The organism is Anaerosporobacter sp. (assembly GCF_031551385.1).
Lineage (GTDB): Bacteria > Bacillota > Clostridia > Lachnospirales > Lachnospiraceae > Anaerosporobacter.
Genome location: NZ_JAVBNS010000275.1, coordinates 1 through 26,666, shown reverse-complemented (window position 1 = coordinate 26,666; position 26,666 = coordinate 1). Strand labels below are relative to the sequence as shown.

At 33.7% G+C, this 26,666-nt stretch carries 21 protein-coding genes; 13 read left to right on the top strand and 8 right to left on the bottom strand.

The window, feature by feature from the left end; all coding sequences use genetic code 11:
* Positions 1-450 precede the first annotated feature (450 nt).
* Together hflC and hflK are read right to left on the bottom strand one after the other, a co-directional pair.
* Positions 451-1,311, bottom strand: a complete 861-nt coding sequence (hflC, locus tag RMR19_RS20485; RefSeq protein WP_310605371.1) for a protease modulator HflC — start codon at positions 1,309-1,311, stop codon at positions 451-453.
* A gap of 18 nt (positions 1,312-1,329) precedes the next feature.
* Complete coding sequence (gene hflK, locus RMR19_RS20480) at positions 1,330-2,316, bottom strand: FtsH protease activity modulator HflK (RefSeq protein WP_310605370.1); 987 nt, start codon at positions 2,314-2,316, stop codon at positions 1,330-1,332.
* Between the two features lie 243 nt (positions 2,317-2,559).
* Between hflK and RMR19_RS20475 the strand changes: the two genes are divergently transcribed.
* The gene (locus RMR19_RS20475; protein ID WP_310605369.1) at positions 2,560-3,339 is read left to right on the top strand and encodes a TrmB family transcriptional regulator; all 780 of its coding nucleotides are present in this window, start codon (positions 2,560-2,562) and stop codon (positions 3,337-3,339) included.
* A gap of 62 nt (positions 3,340-3,401) precedes the next feature.
* Positions 3,402-4,241 (top strand): pyridoxamine kinase, encoded by an 840-nt coding sequence (locus RMR19_RS20470; RefSeq protein ID WP_310605368.1) that lies wholly within the window; start codon positions 3,402-3,404, stop codon positions 4,239-4,241.
* A gap of 185 nt (positions 4,242-4,426) precedes the next feature.
* Here the strand turns inward: RMR19_RS20470 and RMR19_RS20465 are convergent, their stop codons facing one another.
* A complete protein-coding gene (locus tag RMR19_RS20465; RefSeq protein ID WP_310605367.1) occupies positions 4,427-6,412 on the bottom strand; it encodes an endonuclease MutS2 in 1,986 nt (661 codons plus the stop codon).
* An 824-nt stretch (positions 6,413-7,236) separates the two neighbouring features.
* Between RMR19_RS20465 and RMR19_RS20460 the strand changes: the two genes are divergently transcribed.
* Positions 7,237-7,803 (top strand): manganese efflux pump MntP, encoded by a 567-nt coding sequence (locus tag RMR19_RS20460; protein WP_310605366.1) that lies wholly within the window; start codon positions 7,237-7,239, stop codon positions 7,801-7,803.
* A 142-nt stretch (positions 7,804-7,945) separates the two neighbouring features.
* Here the strand turns inward: RMR19_RS20460 and asnA are convergent, their stop codons facing one another.
* The gene (gene asnA / locus RMR19_RS20455) at positions 7,946-8,956 is read right to left on the bottom strand and encodes an aspartate--ammonia ligase (protein ID WP_310605365.1); all 1,011 of its coding nucleotides are present in this window, start codon (positions 8,954-8,956) and stop codon (positions 7,946-7,948) included.
* Between the two features lie 419 nt (positions 8,957-9,375).
* Between asnA and RMR19_RS20450 the strand changes: the two genes are divergently transcribed.
* On the top strand, positions 9,376-11,103 hold the full coding sequence (locus RMR19_RS20450; protein WP_310605364.1) for a glycoside hydrolase family 13 protein: 1,728 nt from the start codon (positions 9,376-9,378) through the stop codon (positions 11,101-11,103).
* A 9-nt stretch (positions 11,104-11,112) separates the two neighbouring features.
* On the opposite strand, the gene RMR19_RS20445 is transcribed toward RMR19_RS20450, so the two are convergent.
* Positions 11,113-11,850 (bottom strand): Crp/Fnr family transcriptional regulator, encoded by a 738-nt coding sequence (locus RMR19_RS20445; RefSeq protein ID WP_310605363.1) that lies wholly within the window; start codon positions 11,848-11,850, stop codon positions 11,113-11,115.
* A 170-nt stretch (positions 11,851-12,020) separates the two neighbouring features.
* On the opposite strand from RMR19_RS20445, the gene RMR19_RS20440 reads away from it, so the two are divergent.
* From RMR19_RS20440 to RMR19_RS20420, 5 genes are all read left to right on the top strand, one after another.
* The gene (locus RMR19_RS20440; protein ID WP_310605362.1) at positions 12,021-13,214 is read left to right on the top strand and encodes a cation:proton antiporter; all 1,194 of its coding nucleotides are present in this window, start codon (positions 12,021-12,023) and stop codon (positions 13,212-13,214) included.
* Between the two features lie 224 nt (positions 13,215-13,438).
* Positions 13,439-14,872 (top strand): spore germination protein, encoded by a 1,434-nt coding sequence (locus RMR19_RS20435; protein WP_310605361.1) that lies wholly within the window; start codon positions 13,439-13,441, stop codon positions 14,870-14,872.
* 169 nt (positions 14,873-15,041) lie between these two features.
* On the top strand, positions 15,042-16,325 hold the full coding sequence (locus RMR19_RS20430; RefSeq protein ID WP_310605360.1) for a glycosyl hydrolase family 18 protein: 1,284 nt from the start codon (positions 15,042-15,044) through the stop codon (positions 16,323-16,325).
* Positions 16,326-16,678: 353 nt separating this feature from the next.
* On the top strand, positions 16,679-17,146 hold the full coding sequence (locus tag RMR19_RS20425; RefSeq protein ID WP_310605359.1) for an Lrp/AsnC family transcriptional regulator: 468 nt from the start codon (positions 16,679-16,681) through the stop codon (positions 17,144-17,146).
* Positions 17,147-17,245: 99 nt separating this feature from the next.
* Positions 17,246-18,184, top strand: coding sequence for a DUF4349 domain-containing protein (locus RMR19_RS20420; protein ID WP_310605358.1), 939 nt, complete (start codon positions 17,246-17,248; stop codon positions 18,182-18,184).
* Positions 18,185-18,264: 80 nt separating this feature from the next.
* Here the strand turns inward: RMR19_RS20420 and RMR19_RS20415 are convergent, their stop codons facing one another.
* From RMR19_RS20415 to RMR19_RS20405, 3 genes are read right to left on the bottom strand one after another with little or no spacing between them, the layout of a single operon-like run.
* Positions 18,265-19,059, bottom strand: coding sequence for an ABC transporter ATP-binding protein (locus RMR19_RS20415; RefSeq protein WP_310605357.1), 795 nt, complete (start codon positions 19,057-19,059; stop codon positions 18,265-18,267).
* 19 nt (positions 19,060-19,078) lie between these two features.
* Positions 19,079-20,101, bottom strand: a complete 1,023-nt coding sequence (locus RMR19_RS20410; RefSeq protein ID WP_310605356.1) for an ABC transporter permease — start codon at positions 20,099-20,101, stop codon at positions 19,079-19,081.
* A 34-nt stretch (positions 20,102-20,135) separates the two neighbouring features.
* A complete protein-coding gene (locus tag RMR19_RS20405) occupies positions 20,136-21,116 on the bottom strand; it encodes an ABC transporter substrate-binding protein (protein WP_310605355.1) in 981 nt (326 codons plus the stop codon).
* Positions 21,117-21,424: 308 nt separating this feature from the next.
* Here RMR19_RS20405 and RMR19_RS20400 point away from each other — a divergent pair, with 308 nt between their 5' ends.
* The 4 genes from RMR19_RS20400 to RMR19_RS20385 all read left to right on the top strand — a co-directional run bounded on the left by RMR19_RS20400 (position 21,425) and on the right by RMR19_RS20385 (position 26,466).
* Entirely contained in the window at positions 21,425-22,108 is a 684-nt protein-coding gene (locus RMR19_RS20400) for a response regulator transcription factor (RefSeq protein WP_310605354.1), read from the top strand.
* Complete coding sequence (locus tag RMR19_RS20395) at positions 22,098-23,534, top strand: sensor histidine kinase (RefSeq protein WP_310605353.1); 1,437 nt, start codon at positions 22,098-22,100, stop codon at positions 23,532-23,534. Before RMR19_RS20400 ends, RMR19_RS20395 begins: the two co-directional genes overlap by 11 nt.
* 116 nt (positions 23,535-23,650) lie before the next feature.
* On the top strand, positions 23,651-25,345 hold the full coding sequence (locus RMR19_RS20390) for a methyl-accepting chemotaxis protein (RefSeq protein WP_310605352.1): 1,695 nt from the start codon (positions 23,651-23,653) through the stop codon (positions 25,343-25,345).
* A gap of 197 nt (positions 25,346-25,542) precedes the next feature.
* The gene (locus tag RMR19_RS20385) at positions 25,543-26,466 is read left to right on the top strand and encodes an ArsR/SmtB family transcription factor (protein WP_310605351.1); all 924 of its coding nucleotides are present in this window, start codon (positions 25,543-25,545) and stop codon (positions 26,464-26,466) included.
* Positions 26,467-26,666: the final 200 nt, after the last annotated feature.

Sequence of the window (26,666 nt, the reverse complement as noted above, 5' to 3'; positions counted from 1 at the left end):
AGTGATAAAATATGTCTTGATTTAACAAGTAAATAGTAAAAAAGTACTAGACTTTAGTCATAAAAAGGTGTATAATAATGTAAATTAATGCAATTTATATGGCAAAACCACACCATATCTGGTACATATGTTGAATGCTTAAATCTAGCAATTCTTAATAACTATTTATAATCTTAATTTATTATCAAAGGTAATTCCTTTATTTATTTTAATTAGTTTTCTAATATAATTCTTTTTTATCAATGCAATCAATTCTTTTAGTGTGTAAATATATAAATTACTTAATTATATTCTAAATAAAAATTGTTAACTATAGGTTATAAGAGTTAACGTAAAGTTTAGGATATTGAAAGATTAAAAACAGTAATGACAGCACCATTTTGAATTGTTTTTCAAATTAGTGCTGTCATTTTAGGTTTTATATGTTAGAAAACGATTTTACTTGTGTTTTTAATCCTGATAAAATATTTGAGCAATTGGTGAATCTTTTGATAAAATTAGTGTTTTATTACTACCAGAAAGTGCTTGCTTCGCTGCATCTAAGGAACGTACATAGGAGTAGAAATCACTGCGTTCTTTATTAGAATAAGCCTCTTCAAGTATTTTCATATACTCAGCTTCGCCTTCGGCAATAAGTTTATCAGCTTTAAGATTAGCATTGGATAACATAACATTAATTTCATTGTTTGTTGTATTCTTGATTTGATTGGCTTCTGAATTACCTTCGGCAGTATATGTAGTTGCAATGTTTTCACGTTCAGAAATCATACGTTCATATACGGCTTCCTTGTTACTATCAGGAAGATCAAGATGTTTGGTTTCAACAGTTAATAATCTGATTCCGTATTGATTCATAGTACTTCCGATATTAGAGAAAACTTTTGTACTTAGTTCTCCATCACGGCTTGTTATTAAGTCATTCTGACTCATACTACCAATAATTGTTTTCATTGCATTATAAACGGCAATATCGATACGGCTTTCTGCGTTTGTTACGGAAGCATTTAATGTTTGGGCAAAGGTAACTGGATCAGAAATTTGCCATGTAACATAACTATCTGTAATCATTGTTTTCTTATCCTTTGTGATAACATCAGATGTTGATAGATCATACAATAGGATGTTACTTGGTATCTTTTGTGTTGATTGTATAAATGGTACTTTAAATGAGATACCTGCTTCTGTTCGTGTATTTTTAATTTTACCAAATTGCTTAACTACACTGTATTCATCTTCTCTTGTTATAACTATACTTTGTGATAGTGTTATAACAGCTAAAAGAGCAACAACGCCTATAATAATTTTTTTCATGTAAATGTCCTCCCTGTATTATTGATTATCATCTGAAGTAGTATTTTTATTTGTTGAGTTTGTTCCTGTAAAGCTATCAAGTGGAAGGATTTTTTGAATATCACCAGAACCACTATCAATAATAACTTCTAAGGAAGGTAGTAAATCTTCCATTGCTTCATAGAACATTCTTTTTTTCGTAATCTCTGGGTTCTTAACATACTCCTTATACATTGCATTAAACATAGCAACTTGCCCTTGTGCTTCATTGATACGTTGTGTTTTCTTTGTATTTGCTTCTTGTAAAATGTTATCAACGTCTGCTTCGGCAGCAGGTAATTTTTCGTTTCGATATTTTTGAGCATTATTAATGATAGTTTCTTTCTGTTGCTTAGCAGTTTCAACGGATTTAAATGCTTGCATTACCTCTGTTGTTGGTGGTTCTGCATCTTGAATCGTAATATTTATTAATTGTAATCCAAGGTCTTGGTTTTCTAATTTTGCTAGAATCATTTCTTTTATTTCAGATTGGATTTCACTCTTACCATCTGTTAATACGCTATCGACTTTGTAACTGCCTACCACAGTACGGATACAACTTTGAGAAATATTCTTGAGAATACTAACAGGTTGCTGTGAGCCATATAGATATCTAGTTGGATCACTTACCTTATATTCAACATAAAAATCTACATTTACGAAGTTAAAATCATTTGTAATCATCATAGATTCATAGTAGTTGGATTCATTGCTATCTTGGTCATAACCAATAGAAAAGCCACGAATTGTAGTATCGATTTTATGTACATTCTGAATAAATGGAATTTTAAAATTTAAACCGGGTCCTACAACTGTTGTTGCTTTGCCAAGTGTTGTAATAACACCTTGTTCTTGTTCGTTAATTGTGTAGACTGAATTAAAGACTATAATTAAAAAAAGAATTACAGCAGCTACAACTTTTGTTATAAACGTAATCTGTTTTGTTTGTCTTTGATAAGACGACATTTCTTCATTAACATTTTTCATTTCCATACCTCTTTCTTTGTGGTTAAAATATAGTTTGTAAGTATTCCCTCATTAAGTTCGATGAAGGTAGTATAGCATATTTGAAGGACTGTTTCTTAATGAAACGATAAGTATTGTATTAGAATATGATTAAGAATAAATTGATAGATAGATAAATGTATTGATAGAAATAAATTGACAAATATAGAAATTATTTTATAATAGTGGTATGAGTTGTACGACTATCATTTTGGAGGAACTATTTTGGAAGAGTTAATAACGAGTTTATGTAATTTACATTTTACAAAATTAGAGGCGCAAATATATATCACGTTACTTGAAAGTGGAGAATTAACAGGCTATCAGATAGCTAAGAAAATTCATATATCAAGATCAAGCGTATATTCTGTTCTAGATAGTATGCATGAGAGAGGCATTCTTATGTTATTATCAGGAGAACCTCTTGTATATCGAGCAGAGAATCCAGATACATTAATACCTAAATTAAAGCGCCAATTCTCTGAAAATGCAGAAGAAGCACAATTAAAATTAAAAAATATTGCGAAAGATTCAGGACAAGAACAGTTTTTTAATTTAAAAGGATTAGATAATGTTATCGCAAAGGCAAGAGAGTTACTGTTACAAGCCAAAAAAGAAGTATATATGAATACGGATTTTTCCCTTCATTTATTTGATAAGGAATTTAAGATTTTGAAAAAACGTGGTGTTCGTATTGTTGTGTTTTCATTTGCAAATCTAAATTGTGATGGGCTTGATATTGAATTCTATTCCCATTATAGAGGTGAGTGTACAGAAGGTCATCCGACAAGAATGATGCTTGTAACGGATTTGAATATTACTTTGATTGCGGATGCTTATAAAGATCGTCCTGAATTTCTTGGTACGGTAACGCAGAATAGCTTGATGGTATCAATCATATCAGAGCACATCCATAATGATATCTACCTATTGCGCTTAAAGGAAAAGAAGAATTTTGTTTTTGATGAGTCTATTACAATTGGTACGATGCTTGAGAAGAGATAGGTGTGAAGTCTATGGCACATAGTTTTCAAGTTATAAGAAAGGCATGGTTATTAAAATAGAATATGAAACCAGTGAAGAAAATTGCAGTTATACATGATATATGTGGAGTTGGCAAGGCTGCCATGACCAATATTGTACCAATTCTAAGTATTATGGGATTCGAAGTTTGTCAAGTTCCTACAATGTTATTATCGACTCATACAGGTGGATATGGGAAGCCTTATGTACAGAAAATAGATGGATATATGACAGGCTGTCTTACACATTATATAGAGCAGAATGTTACGTTTGATATGATATTTGTTGGTTATCTTGGAACAGAGGAAAGAATTAAGGAAGTAAAACAATTTTTAATTAATTATAGAGAAGTAAATCCAGAAGTAACAATTATTTTAGACCCTATATTTGGTGATAACGGTTCATGTTACTCTAATTTTACGATGGAGTATGTGTCGCAGATGCGTATGGTATTATCTTATGCTGATATTATTCTTCCTAATTTTACAGAGTATTGCTTATTGCTTGAGGAAGATATGAATGTTATTTATAATAATAAAGATGCTGCAACATATCCATGGCATAAGAAGCTGGAGCGTTTTACTGTTAAAAATGCAATAATTACAAGTATTCCGCTTAGTAACAACGAAGAAATTGGAATTGCAATTGTTGATGAAGATAACATCGATATCTTGTCTTTTCAAAAGTGCAGTAAGTCTTATCATGGGACAGGTGATATTTTTGCAGGAGTATTTTGTGGTGCTGTCTTACAAGGAGATAGTATTTTGCAGGCGTGCAAGAGAGCGCATTCCTTTGTAGTAGAATGTTTAGAGGAAAGTATGAAATATGACTATGATAAGAGGGAAGGCGTTATATTAGAGCCACTTCTTAGAAAGTTATTATAATGAGAGAAGATGACTAAAATGTCTCTTTTATATGTAACTTTAAGTATGTTTAAATAAATATATGTTGTTTAAAATTAATTTAAAAACTGTCACAAAATGAAATTGGAATATTCATTTTGTGACAGTTTTTAGTTTGTAGTAAAGCTATGGCGATGCACTTATTTAATAAAATAAATCATTTCCGCTTACTCAATATCAACTTCAACCCCTGAATTTTTCTTATATACACGATTGTCCTGATGGCGAGTTTTTCTAAGTTCTACACTATCAAATATAACAGAAAAATCGTAATCAGCTGGATATAGGTCGGCAGCAGATGTTTTTAATTTAATACGTTTATGGTTAACAAGCTGTTTCTTACCACGAATCTGTACACATATTTCTCCTTTGAAATTAGGAGTTGGTTCATATACAAGACCTAGAATCTTCTGAGGATACACGATAACACTGTCTCCAATATGATATTTGTTACCGTTGTTTTTCTCTAGCTTTTTAGGATTTGTTTTTACTAGTTGTGTCGTGCTAGGTTGGTTTTTCAATTGGCGTAGTGGAGTTGTGGGGAGTGCTGTTTTTTTTGTAAAGGGTTCATTTATAGGGGAACTGCCTGTTTGAGTTTGTGTTGTTTCATGGTAAGCATAATATTTTGCGATATCTAACATATGGTCAGGTAATCCAAGTTGTTTGGCTATATATAGAGCGCAACTTTCACCAGCTTCTCCTATAATTAGTTGATACAATGGACGTAAACTTTCACGGTCAAATGTCATTCGAGCATTTATTAATCCTTCTGTTTGGGCTACATATTCTTTTACCTCTGGGTAATGAGTGGTAGCAACAAATCTACATGGAATCGAGCGAAGTTCTTCAAGTATTGATATGGCAATTCCCATTCCTTCCGCAGGGTCTGTTCCAGAACCTAGTTCGTCTAGGAGTACAAGACTTTCCACAGTTGCGGTCTGTAGAATGTGGATAACGTTTGTAATATGAGCAGAGAAGGTGGATAGGTTTTGGGTGATACTTTGCCCATCTCCAATATCGCATAGGACCATATTGTGCATTGCAATTACACTACTGTTTTGAGCTGGGATGTGCAGACCGCATTGTGCCATTGTTGAGAGCAGCCCTACTGTTTTAAGTGCTACGGTTTTTCCGCCTGTGTTTGGCCCAGTAATAACAATTCCGATCGTCTCTTCATCCATGTGAAATGTAAGTGGTACACATTCATTTGGATTTAGAAGTGGATGTTTCCCGCTTTCAATATGAATCGTTGGAGCTGTTGTTAACGTTACTTCCTGCGCATTCAAATCTGCACTTAACTTAGTTTTTGCAAATATAACATCAAGGCTTTCCATAATCTCTATATTCATACGTAGGGCATCCTTGGATTCTAGTACGAAGGAAGTAAGGATATAGAGAATCTTACGGATTTCATTATCTTCCATTATGTGAAGAGAAGAAATCTCTTCTTGCAGTTTGGATACTATAGTTGGCTCTATAAAGTAAGTAGAGCCTGTGGCAGACATGTCTATAACACTACCGCTTACTTGGTGTTTGTATTCTCTCTTTACTGGAAGTACTGAGTGACCATTTCTTGTTGAGACATACGTGTCAGTAAAGTATTCACGTTTGCTGCGTAGTAGTGATTCTAATTTTTGCTTAATAGCAGTTTGTGAACTTTCAATTTTTCGTCTTATGTTTCTTAACTCTGTTGATGCACTGTCATCTATTTGATTATTGTAAATGGATTTGTTCAATTCTTCATATAGTGCATCCAGTGTATCAATTGAATAGGCATAAGAGGTTAGTGAAAGTTGCAAATCATTACCTCGCTCTAAATAGCGTTTTAAGCGTTTACAGCTTGTTATGAATTGTATAACGGTTGTAAGTTGTTCTGGTAGTAGAATACCATCTTGCTCGCATAGTAGTAAGATATCTTTCAAGTTCTGCATAGCTGATAATGGTGGATTACCAAGATAATCAAAGAGTTTTCTTCCTTCTGTTGTCTCAGCCATCTTACGACGAGCTTCGTCCTCTTTTAAATAAGGGCGTAGAGAAGCTAGATTCTCTTTTGCAAAATCACTTACTGCATATTCTGTTAATTTTGATAGTATCTTATCGAATTCTAGTGTTAGTAGGTTTGTATCAAGAGTTTTGATTTTATTTGTATTCATTTCATAATCCTTCTTTTCTAATATATTATAGTTGTGTAACATAATGAGTAACTTGAAGGGCATAGTCCTAGATAAGTTACCATAACAAAAAGATATGGGATTACGATTGATGAGAATGATAAGAGAGTTGCAGACAAATGCCAATAATAGACTTTAAGAAAAGTCTAAACTGGTAGCGTTGACTTGGGATGATAGTGCCAATTTAAATGGAGTTTATATTGACATAGTTATCCTAAAAAAGACGCAAAAAAAGATTGAAAGAAACACACCTTCAACCTTACTTTACACGTAATATATAAAGATATTGTATGTGGCTCTATAAAAGGGCAGAATACGAGCAGGAATCTGCAATCGTCTCATCATTACTATTTAATTCGTAATCACCATTTTATCAACCAATAACATACAACACCATCCTTTCAAGATTTTATAAAGTTACTATATCATAGTTGATAGGATATTGTCAAATAGGTTTTTAATTAACTGATTATAGAACAAAACTTGACAAGCATGTCGATATTTATTATAATTTATGAAAATAGAAAGTTATAAAAAGTACTTTTATATGGTTATGAAGATAAGGGAGTAGTTAGCACGTAGTGTAATAAAGTCAACATACTGATGGAGAACATCTGGCTTTATTTTAAATAATGAGACTTGTCTGCAATATTTTTGTTGCAGACAAGTCTTTTTCTATGTCACTGATAATTAAAAATTTGAATTATAGTTAATATAAGATGCTATGTGCTAGTTTGTTACTATATATTCAGATTCAATGAATTTAGCGTGCTACCTCTAAAAAACAAGAAAGAAGGATAAAAAACATGAGCTTTTTGGAATTATTTTTATTAGCAGTAGGATTATCAATGGATGCGTTTGCGGTATCAATCTGTGAAGGTCTTTCTATGAAAAAACTAGATGTAAAACGTGCAGGTATATTAGCACTTTTCTTTGGTGGATTTCAAGCTGGAATGCCTGTAATTGGATATCTATTAGGAAAGAATTTTCAACAGTACATTACTTCTGTTGACCACTGGATTGCCTTTGTCTTACTTGCAATTATCGGTGGTAATATGATTAGGGAAGCCCTTGGTGAGGAAGATGAGAAAAAAGAGGACAAGAAGTTTAATCTTAAATATGTTACGGTTTTAGCAGTAGCAACAAGTATTGATGCTCTTGCTGTTGGTATCACATTTGCCTTCTTAAAGGTTCAAATTGTTGCAGCAGTTGCTTTAATTGGTATTACTACATTTGTGATATCTTTCGTTGGTGTAAAGATTGGTAATGTATTTGGTACAAAGTATAAGTCAAAAGCAGAATTATTTGGTGGAACAATCTTGATTATTATAGGTCTTAAAATTTTAGTTGAGCATCTTGGATTAATTGGGTAAGTTATATTAGGTGTTGTTATATAAAATATAGGCTACTTGCAGAGTTTAAGTTATCTGTAAGTAGCCTATATTTTTGTTATATATTATGTTGAAGTTTCCCAGTGGAGCATTTGGCTAAGCTCCTAGGATTGCTCTTTGTTAATTACAATAATGCAATATTGTTTTTCGCTGCACATTCCATGATATCTTCTGGCCAGATTGATGCTTGAACCTCTCCAATATGTGCTTTGCGAAGGAAGAACATACAGATTCTTGATTGACCGATACCACCACCAATTGTATATGGTAATTCTCCATTTAATAATGCTTTTTGGAATGGTAATTCAGCACGTTCTGTACATCCACTGATTTCAAGTTGTTTACGAAGTGCATCTTCGTCAACACGAATACCCATAGAAGAAAGCTCTAGGGCAATATCAAGAACAGAATAATAGAAAATGATATCTCCGTTTAATGTCCAATCATCGTAGTCAGGTGCACGACCATCATGACGCTCTCCTGAATTTAATGCACCACCAATTTGCATAATGAAAACAGCACCCTTTAATTTCGCGATGTTGTATTCTCTTTCTTTGGCTGTACAATTTGGGTACATATCTTCTAACTCTTGTGTTGTAACGAATGCAATTTCTTCTGGTAATGTAGGAGTTACGTATGTATATTTGTTACAGATAAAAGTTTCCGTAGCTTTAAATGAATTATATACATTTTTAACAACAGATTGTAATGTCTCCATTGTACGATCTTCTTTGCTAATAATTTTTTCCCAGTCCCATTGATCTACGAAGATAGAGTGAATGTTATCAGTATCTTCATCACGACGGATTGCGTTCATATCTGTATATAGACCTTCTTCAACAGAAAAATTGTAACGTTGTAATGCAAGACGTTTCCATTTTGCTAAAGAATGTACGATTTCTACATTAGCATCATTTTGCTCTTTGATTCCAAAACTTACCGGGCGTTCTACACCGTTAAGATTATCGTTAAGACCTGTTTCTGGTTTTACAAACAAGGGAGCAGATACTCTTGTAAGGTTTAATTCTTTTGCTAATTCGCGTTCAAAAAAGTCTTTTACATCTTTGATTGCAATTTCAGTTTCTCTTATGTCTATAGCTGGTTGGTAACCATCTGGTATAATAAGATTCTTCATTCTTCTTATTCTCCTTTATTATATTAAGTTTAATTGTATCTATGTAAGACGAAGTCATTTAAGGTACAATTTAATTCTCTTTGAATTTAGTAAGTTAGTTTAAATGCTAGTTTCTTTACTACTGCATAGTATTAAAACCTTAATCATTATATCATAAACTGTTAGTGTCGGCAAATAAAACATAATCTAGCAATTTGTTTGCCAAAATATCGCTGACTGCGAGAGGAATAGCTGAGATATATAGGGCGAAAAGTTAAATTCTGATTCTTATACGAAAAAATACGAAAAAAGTAATTGACTTTTTTTATTTCTATGATATGATAAGTATAAAAGTAGTAGTACATAAAAAACTACTAACAAGTTGCGAACACAATAACCCTTTTGAGAGGATTCATTTAACAAATATTCGGAGGTAGATTATGATTAAACAAGGAATATACCATATACCAGATGCACCATTTGCCTATGCAGTAGGTGTGAATACGTTATATCTAAAAATTCAAACAGCAAAAGAAGACATTCAATATGTTAACGTTTATTATAAGGACAGACATCAATACGAAAAACCATTTCAACAAGCGTCTATGAATCGTATCCAAGGAAGTGATGTTTTTGATTTTTATGAGGTTGATTTAAATAATGTTGATAAGAAATTCCGCTATTTCTTTGAGTTAATTGATTATGAAGGAAATTGCTTTTATTATAATGAAAGAGGAATTATTAATGAGAAACCTGATGTTCCTCAATCGTTCCAATTTCCTTATCTTTGTCCAGGAGATTTCTATCATCCTGTTGACTGGGCAAAGGATGGCGTGATGTATCAGATCTTCCCAGATCGTTTTTGCAATGGAAACCACAATAATGACCCAGTGGGAATAAGACCTTGGGGGGAACAAGTGGTAGGAAACCATGATTTCTTTGGTGGTGATTTAAAGGGAATTACAAAACAACTAGACTATCTAAAGGAACTTGGTGTTACGATTATCTATACAACTCCAATCTTCCAATCATGTTCTAATCATAAATATAATACAAAGGACTACTATGAGATTGACCCTCAATTTGGAACAAAGGAAGAGTTACGTGAATTAATAGATGAGGCACATAAGAGAGGAATTCGATTTGTGTTAGATGGTGTATTTAATCATTCGGGAGATGACTTCTTTGCCTTTAAGGATGTATTAGAAAAAGGCGAAAGTTCGAAATATAAAGATTGGTTTTATATAAATTCTTATCCTGTTGACCAAAGAAATCTTAATTATGTAACATTTTATGATAGATATGGTGCTATGCCTAAGTTAAATATGAGTAATCCTGAAACAGCAAATTATTTCTTAGATATGGCAAGTTATTGGCTAAGAGAGTTTCATATTGACGGTTTCCGCTTGGATGTGTGTGATGAGATTGACCATAGTTTTCTTAAAAAGTTCTATGAACGTGTAAAGAAAGTAAATCCAGAGGCAATCGTAATTGGTGAAATCATGCACATGGGAAATTCCTTCTGTAAAGGCGATGAATTAGATTCTACAATGAACTATCCATTCCGTGAAGCGGTGTTAGAATTTTTTGCACTTCGTAAAATGTCTGCAGAGAACTTTATAGAATCATTAGCAATTCGACAACACTCTCTTCGTAAGGACATTCATAAACAGATGTTAAACCTTCTTGATTCTCATGATACCGCACGTTTTGTAACAGATGCTTCAGGTCAAAAGGGTCGTTTAAAATTAGCAACTGTTTTTCAATATACATATCTAGGAATTCCTTATATCTATTATGGTGATGAGGTTGGTCTTGAAGGTGGTAATGATCCTGACTGTAGACGTTGTATGATTTGGGAAGAAGAGAGACAGGATCAGAATCTGTTTGAACATTTTAAATGGTTAGCAAAGGTTCGTAGAGAACATAAAGAGTTTGTGGATGGTGAGTTTCACACACTTCTTGCTAAGGAACAATTCTTAGTATATGAACGAGTTTTAGGACAAGAACGCTCCATTGTACTTATTAATAACAGTGAAAATGAAAAACTTAGTTATCAGCTTCCAAAAGGTACATATGAGAATTTACTTACAGGAGTTGTTATGGAAGCTGATAGAGAGCTTACTGTAGAGCCAATGGATTTTGTGATTCTACATATGCAAAACTAGTAAGACTATTTATAGGATATAAAAAACGTTTTGATTGTATTCAATAAGATGTTCTGTTCGCATTCGTCCAAGTTCACGTACAAGTGCACTACGATTAACACAGAGATATTCTGCTAATTCTGTATGGTTAAAGGGGACATAGATTCCACCATCTTTTTGGGTGATGGAAGTATCTTTTAGTGATTTGTTTAACGCTTTATTAATATATTTACAACGCACATCAAATTCGTTTAGAGTTTGGTGTGTTTGTAATATATGTAGAAATGACATAATACGTTCTCGCAAGGATTTTTGTGATAAAATTTCAATTTTGGTTAAGAGACTCCGTGTTTTCAATGCAAGTAGGTACATAAGATTTTCGGTAAAACGAACATAGGAGTTGTAATATTTTATAGAAGGTAAAGCAATGGATTTATAGTGAAAGAGCAGTATGTTACAGTCTGTTTTCGCCTTATAATTAACGGAACTGCTTTGAATATAGTTACCGATAAAGGGTTCTGCAAACAGTTCAAATTCTTCTAATTCATTAAAGATATAGTGATTTCCCGAATGGTCTACCTTTTCCATTAGTATAGAGCCTGTAAGTATTAGTCCAATGGAATGGACAGGGTCACCTTCTAATATAATAAATTCATCTTTCGTGTATGATTTCTGAATAAAACAAAAACTTTCTAATATGTGAGTAATAATATCCTCTGTAAACCCGTAAAAAAGTGGGTGATCTTTTAGTATCTCTGGAAGCTTCATGATAGTTTCCTTTCTAGTGAATTAAATTTCCTACTATTATTATATTTCTACTTAATTCTATATTTTATTCTATAAGTGTTGCTATGGCAACATTTAAAATATTTATGTGTGTTAAAATTTATAAGTTGGATTTAGAGAGGACGACAAAAGAAAAGTAGGAGGATTTATAAATGGAAGCATATAACGTATTCAAGGATTTAGCGATTATTGTTGTTGCTGCTAAGTTGTGTGGAATATTAGCAAGAAAATTGAAAGCGCCACAAGTTGTGGGTGAAATTATTGCAGGGCTATTAATTGGGCCAAGTGTGTTAGGATTTGTTAGTCAAACGGAATTTATTGCACAGATGGCAGAGATTGGTGTAATCCTATTAATGTTTTCGGCAGGACTTGAGACTGATTTGAAGGAGCTTGTGAAAACTGGTCCTGTTGCATTTTTAATCGCGTGTGCAGGCGTATTTGTGCCATTAGCAGGTGGTACGTTACTGTATATGGGATTTTATCATACGATTCCAACGGCTGGTTCAGAGGAATTCTTTAAGGCTGTTTTTATTGGCGTTATTATGACGGCGACATCAGTAAGTATTACGGTACAAACATTAAAAGAGATGGGACGTATAAAGGGAAGAGTAGGAACGACCATTTTAAGTGCGGCAATTATTGATGATATTATAGGTATTATTGTATTAACATTTGTTGTAGGATTTAAAAATCCAGATTCGAATCCAGCGAAGGTAGTACTTAACACCGTATTGTTTTTTGTTGTAGCAGGGATTGGCGGATATATCTCATACCGCATATTCCGTAAGTTAAGTATTAAATATACTCATACAAGACGACTTCCAATTATGGGACTTGCCTTTTGCTTGACAATGGCATACATAGCAGAGAAATATTTTGGAATTGCAGATATTACAGGTGCGTATGTTGCGGGTATTATCTTGTGTAGTATTCGTGATTCAGAATATATCGCAGAGAAAATGGATATTAATTCGTATATGTTGTTTGGCCCAGTGTTCTTTGCGAGCATTGGATTAAAGACGAATATTGATAAATTGAATGGAACAATTATAGCATTCTCTATCTGTTTCGTTCTTGTTGCGTTAATTACCAAGATTATTGGTTGTGGGTTAGTGGCAAGGTTATGTAAATTCTCAAAACCAGATTCCTTTAAAATTGGTGTTGGCATGATGACTCGTGGAGAAGTTGCATTAATTGTTGCACAAAAAGGGTTAGCGGTAGGATTATTAACATCTGTATATTTTACATCAGTTATCTTCTTAATTATTATATCATCTGTAACTGTACCGATTATTTTGAAAGTATTGTATGCCAAGGATTCTACGGATGAAGTAGTAGCAGGGTAGACGTTAGAACGATAAAGATATAAACGATGGGCGTTAATCGCCATAATATAAAATGCCTCAAAGGAAGGATGGATAGTCTTTCTTTTGGGGCTTTTTTGAGTTTGATACTTGAATCAAAATTGTAACTTGAAGGATGAACTCGAAATAGCTGGCAATTATGAATAATTAAATAAATGAGGTAAACAATAAAAGGTAAATATACCATAAGGAGCACATTTATTCATATGATTAATGCAGTAAGTAAAAACTTGGCTTCCAATACAAGGCGTTTGGATGCGCAGTTATTAGTAGAAGAAAATTTTGATATTATCAATCGGAAAATGATTATTGGCGGAAAAGAGTGTTGCCTTTATTTTGTTGATGGTTTTGTAAAGGATGATATTTTAGAAAAGATAATGGAGTTCTTCGCAACGCTAAAAAAAGAAGATGTTGATTGTACAGCGGAAGAATTTCAAAAGAAGTTATTGCCGTACGGTGAGGTTGATTTAGAAGATGACATTGATAAGATAATTACACTTATCTTGTCAGGTGCACCATGTTTAACTATTGATGGTTATGAAAGCGTGTTCGTAATTGATTGTAGAACCTATCCTGCAAGAAGTGTAGAAGAACCAGATAAAGATAAGGTTATGAGAGGCGCTAGGGATGGCTTTGTTGAAACTTTGATTTTTAATACAGCGCTTATTAGGCGAAGAATTCGTAATCCTGAACTTATTATGCAGATGATGTCAGTTGGAAATTCGTCACATACAGATATTGTTGTTTGTTACATGAAAAATCGTGTAGATGAAAAACTTCTTAAAAACATAATTGAAAGAATTAACAACATTAAGATTGATGCACTTACAATGGGGCAGGAGAGCTTGGCAGAATGCCTATACAAAGGAAGTTGGTTCAATCCATTTCCTAAATTCCATTATACGGAGCGTCCTGATGCGGCATCTGCATCGATATTAGAGGGAAAGATAATTATTATCGTTGATAATTCTCCCTCGGTAATGATTCTTCCAACTACTGTGTTTGATATTGTTGAGGAGGCAGCAGATTACTATTGTCCACCAATTACAGGAACGTATCTACGCTTTTCAAGAACAATTATTAATATATTTGCCTTATTTTTAACACCTGCATTTTTATTGCTTATGCAGCATAAAGATTGGATTCCGAAAGGTATGGAGTTTATTATTATGAAAGAGGTAGTCTATGTACCTCTTATCGTCCAATTTTTTATACTGGAGTTTGCTATTGATGGATTGAAACTGGCGGCATTAAATACACCAAGTATGATGAGTACACCATTTAGTGTTATATCTGCGTTGATATTAGGCGATCTTACAGTTAGTTCTGGTTGGTTTAATGCAGAGGTGATGCTCTATATGGCATTTGTTGCAATGGCAAGCTATACGCAAGTTAGTTTTGAGCTTAGCTATGCACTCAAATTTATGCGTCTTACTACATTAATTTTAACGGCTTTGTTTAGTCAGTGGGGATTCCTTGCTGGTATTATTATTACATTTGCTGCAATTATATTTAACCGAACAATATCAGGCTTCAACTATATGTATCCACTTATTCCATTTGATTATAAAGTTCTTATTAGACATTTTTTCAGAATTACACTACCTTCAAGCGAAAAAGCAGGTAATCAAAAGTTCTAAGTAAACGATGATAGCACATATATTAGGTGTAGAACGCCGCTTATTAAATTATGAGCTTAGAAAATGTGTTAAGTAAGAAAATGGTATCGTACTACCGTTGCTTGCGAAACTAAGAAATATATCAAGTTTCGCAAGTAGCTTACGAACCGTCTAATGGAAAGGAGTACATATGGTAATTCATGTAGTAAATCAGGGGGAAACCATCTATAGTATCGCATCCGATTATGATACAACTCCTAATCGGATTATTGAGGATAACGAATTGACGAACCCTAATAATTTAGTTGTTGGACAGACACTTGTCATCCTATATCCGTCAAATATATATACAGTGGTGGAAGGGGACACTCTTTTATCTGTAGCGCAAAAGAATAATGTAAGTGTAATTACGCTACTACAAAACAATCCAGGTCTTGTGGATTTTCCTTATCTATATGTTGGTCAGCAAATTGTAATTGAATATGAGGGAGAGAAAGTTGGGACGATGGAGGTTAACGGATATCTGTATCCATTTATTGATACAGAGGTATTGAGAAAGACGTTACCGTTCCTAACATACATTACCGTGTTTACCTATGGGTTTACACCTGAAGGAGAGTTAATTGGAATTGATGATGAGAAGGTAATTCAGCTTGCTAGGGATTATGGAGTAGCACCATTAATGCTTATTTCAACGTTAACATCAGAAGGAAGTTTCAGTAATGTGCTTGCAAATCAAATATTAAATGATATAGAGGCACAAAATCGTCTTATTGATAATATTCTTGTTAATTTAAAAGAGAAGCAGTATTATGGGTTAGATATTGATTTTGAGTACATCTATCCTGATGATAGACAGGCATATATAAATTTTATTCAAAATGTAACTATCAAATTAAATGCGGAAGGATTTATTGTTGTTGTTGCATTAGCACCTAAGATTTCGGCTGATCAGCCAGGGTTATTGTATGAAGGGCATGACTATGGCGCAATTGGTGCGGCTGCCAATAACGTGTTATTAATGACTTATGAATGGGGGTATACCTATGGGCCACCAATGGCAGTAGCTCCAATTAATAAGGTAAGGGAAGTGCTTGACTATGCAGTTACAGAAATTGATCCAGAGAAAATATTTATGGGAGTGCCAAACTATGCTTATGACTGGACGTTGCCTTATGTAAGAGGTGAATCAAGGGCAAGATCATTAAGCAATGTGGCAGCAGTAGAGCAGGCAGCAGAATATGGTGTGGTAATAAATTTTGATGAGTTGGCAAAAGCACCTTACTATAACTATACAAGTACAGAGGGCACAGATCATGTTGTGTGGTTTGAAGATGCAAGAAGTATTAATGCAAAACTGCTATTAGTTGATGAATATGGATTTAATGGGGCTAGTTATTGGAATATCATGAAGTACTTCCCGCAGAACTGGGTGGTACTTAACTCCTTATATAATATCAGAAAGGTTTTATAGACAAAAAAGGAGGAGCCGTTGGGGTGGCTCCTAGAGGGGGAGGTTATGAAAAAAATCTATATAAAAGTTAGTTGACTTATTTGATATAACTATAATAACAGTGAAATGTGTATTAGGTGTGTAAGAATTATGAAAGAACTATGAACGTACCATCAACTTTTGCTGTTCACAATTTGCACAAGCGTGAATAGGGAAGAAATCTAATTTAAAAAATAAAAAATAAAAAACTTGAAAACCATAAAAATACATTGTATAATAAAGAAAATAAATAGAACGAAAAAGAATGCAAAGAAGCATAGGTACGATACCTGTGCTTTTTTTGCATTTTTTTTAATTTATAGGAGGTAATAGATATGGATAAGATTGATAAAAAGATAATTAGTTTGCTTCAGGAAAATGCAAGATATTCATTAAAACAATTGGCGGAAAGAGTGTTTTTATCTTCACCTGCAGTTGCAGCTCGAATTGAGCGTTTAGAGAAAGAAAATATTATTACAGGATATCATGCAAGTATCAATCCTGTAAAATTAGGCTACCACATTACCGCATTTATTAACATTGAAATGTCTCCAATGAAGAAGGATACCTTCTATCCGTTTGTACAACAATGTCCAAATGTTATTGAATGTAATTGCGTAACAGGAAGTTATTCTATGTTAATGAAAGTATGCTTTCCAAGTACAATGGAATTAGATTCTTTTATTGGTCAGTTACAAAAGTTTGGTACAACAAAGACGCAAATTGTATTCTCAACATCAGTTGAGCATAGAGGAATATCGATATCAGCAGAGGATGCGATGGCTAATGTAAGCAATTTGTAAAAAAAGATTTTAAAAAAAATAAAAAAGATGGAACCAAATCATATTTTCCCTCGTCTAATAAGTAGATAGGTAAATATCATATTTTTAGGAGGGATTATTATGAAGAAAAAGTTCAAAGGGATTTTTTTATTATTACTAGCTTCCGCACTCTTTACTGCATGTGCAAGTAAGGGGGATCGTGGAGGCCAAAACCAAAAGAATGAAAACTATACAACAAGCTCAAAAAGTGACTATGCGATGACAGAAGAAGCAAGTATGGAGATGGAAGATACGGCTTATGATTCTGATAATGCAAAGGTAGATGAAGGTGGAGCTACATTAGAGACAAATCGCAAGATTATTCGTAATGTGTCTCTAGGATTGGAAACACAGGATTTTGAGGAAGTAGTAGCGAAAATTGAAGCGGAAATTGCATCTCTTGGAGGATACGCAGAGAATATTAATATGAGTGATTTGTTAAGTAGTACAAATCGTTATTGCTATATTACTGCAAGAATACCTGCAGCAAAGTTAGATTCTTTTGTTAGTAAAGTTGGCGAAACTGGTAATGTAGTGAATAAGAACATGTCTGCAGAAGATGTTACAGTGAACTATGTTGATATGGAAAGTCATGTGAAAGTGCTTAAAACAGAGCAAGAACGCCTAATTGCATTACTTGAAAAGGCGGATGAGTTAGAGGCGATTATATTATTAGAACAGCGTTTAACAGAAGTGCGATATGAGTTAGAATCTTATGAATCACGATTAAGAACATACGACAATCTTATTGATTATAGTACGGTTTCCATATCGATTCAGGAAGTAATTCGATACACACCTCAAGTAGATAACGAATCCACTTGGCAAAAGATGAAAGCAGGACTTAGTGATACCCTTTATGATATCGTAGATGGATTTAATGACTTCTTAATTTGGATTGTTTCTAATATTCCGTATTTTGTTTTCTGGGGAGTTGTTATTGTTGTCGCTTGCCTTGTTATTAAGAGGAAGAGAAAAAAGAGAAGAGAAAGAAGCTTAAGACAGGAAAAAAATGAATAGTAAGGATAGATAAAGCGAACGCCGCTAGTTGAGATTGTATATTCAACTAGCGGCGTTTGTTTATTATAAATGTAGTCGGGCTATGCTAACATCATACGATCGTTTGCAAATTCGCCACCACTTGCTTGCTCGAATTTTTGAAGTAAATCAGAAACCTTTAGATTTTTCTTTTCTTCACCACTGATATCAAAGATAACATTACCATCATGCATCATGATAAGACGATTACCAATATGGATGGCATCCTTCATGTTATGTGTAACCATAAGAGCGGTTAAGTTATTTGTTTCTACGATATGCTCTGTGATATCAAGTACTTTTTTCGCTGTCTTAGGATCAAGAGCAGCAGTGTGTTCATCTAGTAATAATAATTTTGGTTTCACTAATGTTGCCATCAATAGTGTAAGTGCTTGACGTTGTCCACCAGATAGTAAACCAACTTTTGAAGAAAGACGATCTTCAAGTCCAAGGTCAAGTGTCTTTAGAACTTCCATATAGTGTTGTTTTTCATCAGAATGAATACCCCATCTTAAACCACGTGTTTTGCCACGACGATAGGCAAGTGCAAGGTTTTCTTGAATTTCCATATTGGCAGCAGTACCTTTCATTGGATCTTGAAAGACACGACCTAAAAGCTTGGCACGAACGTGTTCTGGTTGTTTGGTAATGTCAATTCCATCTAATGTAAGCGAGCCGCTATCTACAGAATATACCCCTGCAATCATGTTTAGTAAAGTTGATTTACCAGCACCATTACCACCAATGATTGTTACAAAATCACCAGGATTTAGATGGAGGTTAACACCTTTTAATACTTGTTTCTCATTAATTGTACCTGTATTAAAAGTTTTGTGAAGATTTTCTATATATAACATCGTATTTGCCTCCTAGAAATTATTTGTTTGAAGTGGTATTTTCCATTGTTGTATCCACAAAAGGTATTTGTTTTCTTCTGAATAGAAAAGAAGTAAAATTAGCAAAAAACTTACTTACAAGGAGGCCAAATTTTGTTGTTTTAATAACTGGAAGAGATAATGCAAAAGCAACAATAATAGCTGTAAATAGTTTTTGATCATTATTGTTTAATCCAATCTGTAATACAATGGCAATAATTACACGGTAGATAACAGAGCCAACAATGACAGAGATAAGTTTGCTGACAAAGGAAACACAACGACCGAAGAATACTTCACCAATAACGATGGATGCTAAGCCGATAACGATAGCACCTTGCCCCATAACGACATCTCCATAACCTTGACTTTGTGCAACTAATCCACCAGCTAAAGCAATTAAACCATTACTAATAACAAGACCAAGAATCTTCATAAGGTCAGTGTTTTGTCCAAGAGCACGAATCATATCTTCGTTACTACCGGTTGCACGAAGAGCACTACCAACCTCTGTACCGAAGAACCAATATAGTGTAAAGCAAAGTATAATTCCGAAGATAAGACCAACAGCAATAACAATAATTGAATTAAGTGTTGAATATTTAATGCTATCCATAATTGATGGTGGAATTATTTTTTTAATCAATGTGATAATGTTATCAATTTTTATAAGTGATTTATTAGGCTGTCCCATGATTCTTAGATTAATTGAATAGAGGGAAATCATTGTTAGGATACCAGCTAAAATGGCAGGAATCTTTAGCTTTGTATGCAAAAATCCAGTTACCATACCAGCCAACATACCAGCAAGTACAGAGATAATTAAACTTAAAAAAGGATTCCAGCCAGCAACAACAAGCGTTACGCTTAAGCATCCGCCTAAGGCAAAACTTCCGTCGCAAGTCATATCAGCAACATCTAGAATTTTAAATGTGATGTAGATACCAAGTGCTAGTACTGCCCATAAAAGACCTTGACCAGTTGCACCCAAAATCGCGAATAATAGTTTCGATATTAGTTCCATAGTAAACCTCCATAGGAAATGAATTGAATAAAATTTATTTATTCATCTTTTCTCTTAAATCATCAGGAATAATGATTCCCAATGTATTAGCAATATCTTCATTAATTATTAAATCTACATTGTTAAGGTATTCAATTGGCATATCTGCTGGCTTTGATTCGCCTGTAAGAATCTTAACAGCCATAGCAGCAGTTTGTTTTCCTAAGTTATAGTAGTTAAGCCCATAAGTAGCAAGACCACCATTCTTAACCATAGAAGGTTCGGCGCATATAATTGGTATATTGTTTGATGTTGCAATCATAGATACAGTTGCCATACCAGAGGCAATAATATTATCTGTTGGTGCATAGATTGCATCAACTTTTCCTACTAAAGATTGAACAACTTGCTCAATATCATTTGTATTCGATACGGTAGCTTCAATAGTCTCTAAACCATAAAGTGTTGCCGCATCAGCAGCAAGATTGGCTTGAAGTTTTGAATTCGCCTCGCTTGAACAGTATAGAATCGCTACTTTTTTAGCAGATGGGACTAACTGACGTAAAAGTTCCATTTGTTCTTTTACTGGATTTAAGTCAGAAGTACCAGTTACATTTCCACCTGGAGCTTCGTTTGTTGCTACGATACCAGCTTCAGCAGGATCAGTAACAGCAGTAACAATGATTGGAATGTCTTGTGTTAGATTAGCAAGAGATTCTGCTGTTGGTGTGGCAATTGCAAGGATAAGGTCAGGGTTATCATTAACTAACTTAGAAGCAATTGTACTACAGTTTGAAGGTTCTCCTTGCGCGTTTTGGAAATCAATTTCGATATTCTCACCATCTTTGTAACCAGCTTCTGCAAGACCATCAACAAAGCCTTTGTAAGCAGAGTCAAGAGCATCATGAGTTGTGTATTGGCTTACACCAATTCGATATACTTTGTCAGAACCTTTTTTGGAACTACATCCAGTAAGTGCAGCAATACTTAAAGCAAGGATGCATAGTGTTGATATTACTTTTTTTGTTTTTTTCATTCTTTTTGTTTCCCTTCCCTAATGCTTAGAATTGTTTGAATTTAAAGCTTTAAAACGTTCGTCTGATAAAGTAAATTATACGATGTTTTAAGGGTATAGTCAATTAATATTGACGTGTCAAAACGGTAAAGTTACGGTTCAATCCTAGGTCTGATACCATGCTGCAAACAGTAATACGATAAAAGGTGGAAGTAAGTTATATTACAGTTTTAATTTGTTTTTAATGTGAAAGTTATTAAAATAATGGTACAATAGTAGTAACTATGTAGAATGAAGCTAAATGTATCGAATTAAGGAGGACACTTGTTTTGGCAAAGATATTAGTTGTTGAGGACGAAAATAAAATTGCAAGATTTGTTGAACTAGAATTAAAGTATGAAGGATATGAAGTTGAAATTGCAGGGGATGGAAGACAAGGATTCGAGAAAGCAATGCATGAGGATATTGACTTGGTTATTCTTGATGTTATGTTACCTGGTTTAAGTGGAATGGAAGTGTGCAGAAGAGTACGTCAAGAAGGTAGGCAAGTTCCCATTATTATGTTAACAGCAAAAGATGATGTAACAGATAAGGTTGCTGGTCTTGATATGGGAGCAGATGATTATATGACAAAACCATTTGCAATAGAAGAATTACTTGCGAGAATTCGTGTAGCTTTAAATCGTCATTCGAATACGACACCAAAGACAGAAACATTACAATATGGAAAACTGGTTCTTAATTTATCCAGCCATATGGTATCGTATGATAAAGAAGAAATTACATTAACGAAGAAAGAGTTTCAACTACTTGAGTATTTGTTAAAGAATAAAAATATAGCAATGACAAGAGAGCAACTATTGAACAATGTATGGGATTATGAGTATTTAGGAGATACAAATGTGGTGGATGTATATGTTAGATACTTACGTCAAAAGATAGATGACAAATATGGAATTCATCTAATCAGTACGGTTCGTGGTGTAGGATATATCATTAAAGATGAAACGTAAAATAGTTGAATGGATTAGAAAGGTATTGATTCATACGGTTCTACCATTGCGAAAGAGAAAAGAGCTGTTTTTTAGCAAGTTTTATTTCTCGATTGCATTCCGTATATCATTGAATTATCTTAGATTACTACTTATTAATAGTGTTGTTTTTTGCTTCCTGTTTGTGGGGGTATATCTAGGGATCGCTGCTTTTGATAATGACACATTAGAGGATCAGATTGTATCTAGCCTGACGAATGAAGAGACAACGATAGCCGATTTAGGTGAAAGAAATCCTTACTATACAGAGGGACTATCTTTAACTATTACAAATGAAGACACGAAGGAAGTTGTGTTTAATGATATTGAAAATAGTATTAGAAAAAGAAACAGTTTCTTTAATAAAATATTTTATGGGGATGTAGAGGGACAAACTCTACTAATTGTAAAAAATGAACAAGATATTAAGATTGGAAATAGTAATTACACGATATATTTTCAATTTGATTTAACAGGGGAGCGTCTACTATTAACTCGTCTGTTGCCATTTGTTATATTGCTTCTTGCAATATTTATAGCATGTGTAATTATATATGGAAAAAAAGGAGACGAGAAGCTGTTTTTACCAATGGACGAGATGTCTAAGTTAGCAAATCGTCTTACCGTTAATAATCTGCAAAGTGAAAGAATTAATCTTGCAGGAACAAAGAATGAGTTAAGAGACCTTGCGGAAACAATTAATCAAATGCTAGATCGTATTGAGTTGTCCTATGAGAGCCAGAAGCAATTTGTCTCGGATGCTTCTCATGAACTTCGCACACCAATAGCGGTTATACAAGGATATGTTAATATGTTAGATCGTTGGGGGAAGGCCGACGAGGAGGTTTTAGAAGAATCAATAGAAGCAATTAAGAATGAGTCAAAGGCAATGCAGGAATTAGTCGAGAAGCTACTATTCTTATCAAGGCATGATAAAAAGACACTTAAACTTGAGAAGCATATATTTAATATGCGCGTGCTTGTGGAAGATATGTTAAAAGAGACAAAGATGGTAGCGGCAAATCGAGTAATCGAAACAAAAGCATTGGAAGACGTTGCTGTTTATGGAGATAAGCAAGCGTTGAAACAAGCGATTCGCGTGTTTATTGATAATGCAGTAAAATATACAAGTGACGGCGATTCTATTTTTATATCTTGTGAAAACAAAAATGGAGATTGTGTCATATCGGTAGAAGATACTGGTATAGGTATGACAAAAAGGGATGTTGATAATATATTCGAAAGATTTTACCGATCCGATCATGTACGTGATAGAAAAATCAGTGGACATGGATTAGGTTTATCGATAGCAAAACTGATCGTTTTAAAACATACAGGAAATATTTGTGTTCGTTCGCAATATACAAAAGGTTCTAACTTTATTGTAACAATTCCAAAACCTAGATAATAAAGGCGATGAGGGGGAGTCAATTAGTACTATATAGGTAATAAAACATTGACAGAAATTCACGAAATAGGTATCATGGAAGGTACAAGTATACAAATTTGAGAGGTGATTTATCAATGAAGAAAAAATCTAATATATTTGCGGGTATGAAGTTTAAGATTTTATCCATAATTGTATTATCTATTTTGTTATCTACAGTATTTTCATATTTTGTTGTAATGCCTGTTACAGAGAGATCCATTAAATCTTTATCAAATCAATACATAAAAGATGTAATACAATTACAAAAGCAAGTATTAACGTATAAAGTTTCATCAGAGGGTACGGAAGCAGTTACTGCGAATGTATTGAGCCATATGTATGGTGACTTTAAGGTAGAAGAGATGAACTCAGCATATATCTATATTGTTAATAAAGCTGGTCAGATGGTATACCATCCAACGAGCGAGAAGATTGGAAAACCTGTTGAAAATAGTGTTATTCAAGAAGTTGCCAGAAAAATGCAGGCTGGAGAACTTATTGAAAATACAGTTGAGACATATAATTATAATGGAGTTAAAAAATACTGTAGCTATTCCGTAGTAAGAAATGCAGAATGGATTCTTGTATTAACAGTTGATGAAGCTGACATGCTTGATCCTGTTTACGTAATGCAAAAAGAGATGCTTATTGGTAATTTAATGAGTTTAATTATATGTAGTATCGTTGCATTCTTTTTAGTGAATGCGATTACAAAACCAATTAAACGTCTAACACACATTATATATAAATCATCGGAATTAGACTTTAAAGAGGATTCTGAACTTGGAAAAATTGCTTCTAAATCTGGAGAGAGTGGATTAATAGGAGAGGCAGTAAGTGTATTACATGGTAGAGTTAAAGGCGTTATGCAAGATATTCAGCTACAGACAGAGAACCTTGCTGATTCAGCACATGTTTTAAGTGAGAATGCAGCTACGACACAGGAAGCAATTGCACAAGTTGAAAAAGCTGTTAATGATATTGCGCAAGGAGCAACATCGCAAGCAGAGGAAACACAACGAGCTAACCAAAATGTTATGACAATGGGAAGTTTAATTAAAGAAACAACTGAAAAAATTGAATTCCTTAATAGTAGCACACAATCAATTAAGGAGTCTAGTGACCAAGCAGTAGTGACGCTTAATGGTCTTCAAAACTCAAATACACGTGCAACAGAATACATGGATGTGATTTATCACCAAACAAATGTTACGAATGAATCGGCACAGAAAATTAAGGCAGCACTTGATATCATTACAGCAATAGCGGAGGAAACAAATCTATTGTCATTGAATGCATCAATTGAAGCAGCAAGAGCAGGAGAGCAAGGACGAGGATTTGCTGTTGTAGCAAGTCAGATTCAGAAGTTAGCAGAGCAATCTAATAATTCAGCTTTAGCAATTCATAGTATTATTGAATCGCTATTAAAGGATTCTGCTAGTGTGGTTGAGACAATGGAAGAAGTAAAGGTTATTATGGAAGAACAAAGCGATAAAGTACGTGAAACCGCAGATATCTTTACTGTAGTTAAAAGAGGCGTTGATGATTCTATTGCATCAATCGGTGAAATATCAATGAAGAATCAAGGAATTGACCAAGCAAGAGTTAGTGTTGTTGATGTTGTTCAAGAACTTACAGCGATTGCAGAAGAGAATGCGGCTGGTACAGAAGAAACCTCGGCATACACTTCTCAAGTTAATACTGTTATTGAAGATATTGCACAAAAGACTACTATATTAAATGAAATTGTTAAGAAGTTAGAGGAGCAAATCAACCAGTTTCAACTGTAATTAAAATATTGTAGTATCATACGATTATTATAAGGTGTTTTCTATGAATGTGATTCATGGAGAGCACCTTAAGTTTTAGAAAAACTTAAAATATATGCAAAGACAATGATTGCATATTAAAACAAAATCATGTATAATATAATTGTTAAGGAAAATGTATAGTATTTTAAAAAAATTAAAAGTATAGGATGAGAGATATGCTACATATCAAGAATTTAGATGATGGTTTGAATGTTTTTAAAGCATTAGGATCTGACGTAAGAATCAATATTGTCAAGACGCTTTTAGAAAACAAAGAAATGAATATGAATGAACTGGCTTCTAGTTTAAATATAACAAATGGGGCTTTAACAAGTCACGTAAAAAAATTGGAGGACAGTGGAATTGTACAAGTATATTCCGAGTATACAGGTCATGGAAATCAAAAAATCTGCCGTGTTAATGTAGATAAGATTTTGGTTGATGTTATGGCAGAGGAACAAGTTGATTTGAAGAATATCTATGATACAGAAGTTAAAGTGGGCTTGTATTCGGATTATTCAGTTTTTCCAACTTGTGGTATATCAACAGGAGAACACCTTATTGGTGAAGTTGATGACCCTAGATATTTTGCACATGCGGATCGAGTAGATGCGCAGATTATCTGGTTTTCGAAAGGATATGTGGAATATCAGATACCAAATCTATTGCCAGCGGCACAAAAGATTGACCAAATTACATTATCAGCAGAGTTAAGTTCGGAAGCACCTGGAATTAATAATGAATGGCCTTCTGATATTAACTTTTACTTAAATGATGTATGTGTAGGAACATGGACAAGTCCTGGTGATTTTGGTGAGGTAAAAGGTATCTTTACACCAGATTGGTGGTTCCCAAACTGGAATCAATATGGTCTTCTTAAATTATTAGTTATTAATAAGAAGGGAACCTTTGTGGATGGTCTGCAAATTTCGAACATTACAATAGAAGACTTCAAGTTAGACTATAGAAGTTCTATTAAGTTTAGATTTGCAGTGAATGATGATTCTGCTAATATTGGTGGGTTGACGATTTTTGGTAAAGAGTTTGGAAACTATGCACAAGATATTAAAGTGCGAATCAATTATAGCCAGATTACGTAGTAATGAAATTAAATAGGTATTGTTCTAGGGACAACTTTCAAGAGAGAAAGTTGTCCCTTTTTTGCGGTGTGCCAGGCATGGCACTAATCTAACTGGTGAAAGTCCAGTCACGGGTATTTACCGCCAAGTGTAGCGAACCACAAGTTGGTATCAGTAATGGTATGGATGAAGGAAGTGGTGTAGCAAAATTCTTGAGCCTA